Annotated in this window: 1 protein-coding gene; it reads right to left on the bottom strand. The window is 34.3% G+C overall.

The window, feature by feature from the left end:
• Positions 1–35 precede the first annotated feature (35 nt).
• Positions 36–382 (bottom strand): hypothetical protein (locus tag SB659_RS19140; protein ID WP_410551532.1); only part of this gene is annotated, 347 nt, incomplete at its 5' end.

The following is a 382-nucleotide window of genomic DNA, read 5'->3' as shown; positions in this document are numbered from 1 at the left end:
TAATAACTATTTTTTTCATATTTTTTCATATTATATTATATTGGACAATCAACCTTTGGCCCGTCTTTTTTTACCTCAGAAGTCTTGCCATCGCTATCCTGTTCGTATAGCTTGGCTCCCTCAATTTTCATGCTCTTTTCCATGAACTTAAGAAATTCCTTTTGCAGGGCATCCCTTGACATGTTAGGGTTTCCCATTTTATCAGAATAAATACTATTTAAACTTTTAATTTCATTAGGGCTATACATTGTAAGCTTATCAGGATCAATGTTGTCCCCCCTTAACTGGTATATTCCATCGGAGGTAACGACAGAAATAAATACCTTATTGACAGGAATTCCGTTTGCCTTAGCATTTTTAAGCAGCTGAATAAATAAGTTGA

Source organism: Arthrobacter sp. SIMBA_036, assembly GCF_046535135.1.
Lineage (GTDB): Bacteria > Actinomycetota > Actinomycetes > Actinomycetales > Micrococcaceae > Arthrobacter.
Note: the sequence above shows the minus strand (reverse complement) of the source record. Positions and strands in the feature narration are given on the sequence as shown.